Origin of the sequence: Microcystis sp. M53602_WE12 (assembly GCF_030065455.1) — a bacterium.
GTDB classification, from domain to species: Bacteria; Cyanobacteriota; Cyanobacteriia; order Cyanobacteriales; family Microcystaceae; genus Microcystis; species Microcystis aeruginosa.
On record NZ_JASJFB010000477.1, the window covers coordinates 1 to 3949 of the forward strand.

The 3949-nt window shown below is 40.8% G+C and carries 3 protein-coding genes and 3 pseudogenes; 2 read left to right on the forward strand and 4 right to left on the reverse strand.

Features of this window, described 5'->3' with window-relative positions:
- Positions 1 to 42: 42 nt before the first annotated feature.
- Positions 43 to 594: pseudogene (locus PX482_RS15880) on the forward strand (transposase); the annotation flags it as partial.
- On the opposite strand, the pseudogene PX482_RS15885 reads toward PX482_RS15880, so the two are convergent.
- The 4 genes and pseudogenes from PX482_RS15885 to PX482_RS15900 form a co-directional block, all read right to left on the reverse strand.
- Positions 563 to 766: pseudogene (locus PX482_RS15885) on the reverse strand (hypothetical protein). The pseudogenes PX482_RS15880 and PX482_RS15885 sit on opposite strands and share 32 nt — an antisense overlap.
- A 5-nt stretch (positions 767 to 771) precedes the next feature.
- Positions 772 to 1029 carry a putative toxin-antitoxin system toxin component, PIN family gene (locus tag PX482_RS15890; RefSeq protein WP_002762932.1) on the reverse strand — a complete coding sequence of 86 codons (258 nt, stop codon included), beginning with the start codon at positions 1027 to 1029 and terminating at the stop codon, positions 772 to 774.
- On the reverse strand, positions 1007 to 1243 hold the full coding sequence (gene vap15, locus PX482_RS15895) for a type II toxin-antitoxin system VapB15 family antitoxin (RefSeq protein ID WP_002762933.1): 237 nt from the start codon (positions 1241 to 1243) through the stop codon (positions 1007 to 1009). Before vap15 ends, PX482_RS15890 begins: the two co-directional genes overlap by 23 nt.
- 646 nt (positions 1244 to 1889) lie before the next feature.
- Positions 1890 to 3632, reverse strand: coding sequence for an SUMF1/EgtB/PvdO family nonheme iron enzyme (locus PX482_RS15900; RefSeq protein ID WP_288025800.1), 1743 nt, complete (start codon positions 3630 to 3632; stop codon positions 1890 to 1892).
- A 228-nt stretch (positions 3633 to 3860) separates the two neighbouring features.
- Here PX482_RS15900 and PX482_RS15910 point away from each other — a divergent pair.
- A pseudogene (locus PX482_RS15910) lies at positions 3861 to 3949 on the forward strand (IS200/IS605 family transposase); the annotation flags it as partial.

The window sequence follows — 3949 nt, forward strand, 5'->3', positions numbered from 1 at the left end:
ATCACCCTTGCATCACCCTTGCATCTTCTCTAATTAGTGCTAATGTACCGTAAAAGCGAGTTACCCTCAACCCCACCAGAAAACTTCGAGCTGCCCTTTGAGGGGAAATTATCCCAAGATAATCGTTGGGTAATTATGGCCAACCTCATTCCCTGGTCAGAATTTGAAGCGGAATACGCATCACTTTTTTCAGAAGAAATGGGCACACCCGCCAAAACATTCAGGACAGCACTCGGAGCATTAATTATTAAAGAAAAATGAGGAACAAGCGATAGAGAAACGGTAGAACAAATCAAAGAAAATCCTTATTTACAATACTTCTTGGGGTTTTCATCCTACAGCAATGAACCCCGGTTTGAAGCGTCAATGTTGGTTCACTTTCGAGAAAGAATCCCTCGGGAACTAATTAATAAAGTGAATCGCTTTATGGTCAAAAATTCGAGAGAAATAAAAGAAGAAGAAAACACCGAAAAAAAGTTAGAGAGCGAAACCCAAAGTCAACCAGAAAATCGAGGTAAATTAATTTTAGATGCCAGTTGTGCGCCCGCAGATATTAGTTATCCTACGGATTTAAACCTGTTAAATCAAGGAAGAAAAGGTTCTTCGTTACTTGGTATGGTTCGATAGGGGGGCATAAATCGACTAAATCCTTATCTGGCAAGAGACTTAATTGATTAGTTCGCTCTAGAGCAAAAACAATTGACAAAAATCGCTAAATGCCTTTCTCTATAAGGGTTCCATCCCTTATAACCCCCGTCCATTGCATAACAATTACCGAAGAGCCTCAATACATAACCCAATTATGCTTAAAAGTTCAAGTAATTCTTGAACTTTTCTTTGGGAAAAATGCTTTTGTAATTTTGGTCTTTTGGTAACAAGGTTAATTTCATTAAGTAGCTGTGGAGAAAAAATCGGCACAAGAGTTTTTTCAATCAGTAGATATTTTAAACCAGCTAACTGTTTACCAATAAGAAAGCTAATCCAAAGGTTAGTATCAATAATAACTTTAATCGGTGGCTTGTTGTCCATAAATTTCAGCCCTAACTTCCTCCACTTCTTCGGTAATTGTCTCTAGGGAAAGCTCATCAGTTTTAAAGGTTTCTAAAAGTTGGGTTAATTTTTGATTTAAAGTTTCTTTTTCGAGTTCTTTACTGAGTTTTATTTTGTCACTTTCTGGGAGTTGTTTAACCAAATCTAAAATCTGGTCAAAGTTTAAGGTTAGTTGGTAAGTTTTTTGGTTCATTTTCTCAAATTATTGTTTATTGATAAAGTTTAATTGCTCGCAGTGCATACTCAAAACAACGTTCCCGAATATCTATTTGTTTCTTCTATTCTTTTTGATAATTCATAATTCATAATTCATAATTCATAATTCATAATTTATCTATCGAGTTCCCCAAAAGCTGATGTTTACGGGAGCAAAATCCCTCAAATTAGACTTGACAAAAAACCTGAGATCGTTATATTCTACAGGTTAAAAGCTTTGAGAGAAGGATAACCAACCCCCACGCCCCACGCACCAATTATATCATTCATTCTGCCTGAATATCAAACAGGAACTAGAAACCTGTTACTAGGGAGAGATTGCTACGGGGGGATATGCGGTAGCAGTTAAATAATCATAATAAAAACCACTCCAGACACAGTAGCGGCTCTTGTAGGGTGCGTTAGTGATAGCGTAACGCACCAATTTTCTTAAGATGGTGCGTTACGGCGCAATCATAATTTAATTATAACAAATCTCCTTTAAATACGCGCAAACACGCACCCTACAAACCACAGATTACTACCTCAATTTTTTCAAAAAAATCGACCCGCCGCTAGGCGGGAAAAAGAGAAAAATTGAAAAAAGTAAAAAAGGGTAAAAAAGGGTAAAAAGAGAATAAGGGTTACAGAGTCCTCCCAGCACCGCACACCACCCGAAAACCGAAGTCGTCGTAGTCGTTGCCGCGGCGGGAGCGGCTGAGGCGGTCAGCGGAACGGCAGTCATACGGAAGGTCGCACCAAGAACCGCCCCGCAGTATTTGATAATCATTATCATTTGTCAGCCAAGCACTGCCATCCTTTGGCGCTCCGATATAGTTATCGTGCCAATTGTCCTCGCACCACTCCCAAACATTGCCACTCATATCATACAGTCCCCAAGCATTGGGCCTTTTCTGGCCCACAGGATGAGTTGTCTGCTGAGAATTTCCGCCATACCAAGCGTAATCTCCTAACTGACTAGCATCATCACCGAAATAATAGCGAGTAGTAGTTCCCGCACGACAGGCATATTCCCATTCCGCTTCTGTCGGTAGGCGATAGGTTTTCCCGGTTATTTGACTCAATTTCTGACAAAAAGCTTGAGCATCATCCCAACTAACCTTTTCTACTGGATTTTGGGGATTATTTTTAAACCAAGAGGGATTGTTTCCCATTACTGCTTGATATTGTGCCTGAGTCACCGGATATTTCCCGATCGCAAAACTGTTGACTTGAACTTGGTGTGGAGGCTTTTCCCAATCCCTAGCATAGGGATCACTATCAGGAGAGCCCATGATAAATTGACCTGCTGGTAAGCCTACCATCTCCAGTGTTATGCCCTTGGATATTTTTTCGGTGAAGTTTGTCAGTGGAGTTGGCGCTACTTTAGGTAGGGGTGTAGATGTCACCGGAGCGTTACTTTTCCCTAAGTTACAATCCTTTGCGCGAGAGGAGAGAGCCCCCAGGAAGCCACCATTGAGACCGAACCGGAGCAGAAACATCTCAAGAAACGATAACTGCAAAGCCAGCGGGAATAAATGCGGCTCCAGACTGGTACCTATCTGCCTAGCAATAACCACAGCAACCACAACCATCAGTGAGTAAATACAATACATCGAATATAGCAAACTGAAACCGATCTCATCCTTAAGAGAACGCAAAAAGTCCCAGTTGACAAAAAGTTTAATACGCCGAATAAGCCGAATAAAACAATTAGGCTTATGCCAATTAACATCTGACGCTACCAAGATAACCACAAATACCCAACAAGTAAAAATACCAACCACATACCAAAACGCAAACCAAAACACAAACCAAAAAAAAGCCCACCCAAAAAGAAAAACCCACAACGGCCACAACGTTAATCCCACACTGATCGAGAAAATCGAGCAAAACAAACCCCAAAAAACCAAAATTGCCACGATACCAATCGGCGGAACAACGAAACGATAAAATAAAAATGGGAAGTGAGCTTTGGGGGCTGCATTATTAAACGTTAGGTTCCTGTAAGACAACCATTTTCCTCTTTTTCTCCAGCCGACGAGATCGCCGAAATTTTTCCAGACTTCTTGATGGAAATTTTCGAACAATCCCCCATTATACCCTCTCGTGCCACCGAGACTCTCATAGATTTCTTTCTGGACGCTGAAGCCAAACTTACCCTGACTGTAGTGTAGCCAGAGTTGGTCAATAGTTTGCAAATCTTCACAGGGGAAATTGTCAATATCCTCTGTCTTTAGCCATCCACGTTTGCTTTCCCTGCTGACAACCTGAAGCATGACTTTACGTGTTTCTTTGTCTGCTTCTTTCCAGTTTCCCGCTGCTAGGAGTTGCTGTAATCGAGAATAGTTAACACCCCTAGCACTTTTAAGCACAATATTAGTCATTGTTTTTACTCCTTTAAGTAGTTGGGTTGACGTTAAAAAAGTTGGTTGTGTTGGGTTTCGTGCCTCAACCCAACTACAGGATATTGAAGTAGGGTTTCTCCTTCAATAAACTCTTGCACTAAATAGAAAGAGTTTCCTTCCGAGAAATAATCATAAACGGTGGGAATTTGTTCGTGTTTTAATCTCTTCGGGTCTAATTCCCCGCCGCTCGCGGCGTACAATAGAAAAATGAGTGAATACATCCATAAGAGCCATAATGTAAGTGTTTTGCTATATCATTTAGTGTTCCCAGCCAAATATCGTAAAGCCGTTTTCGA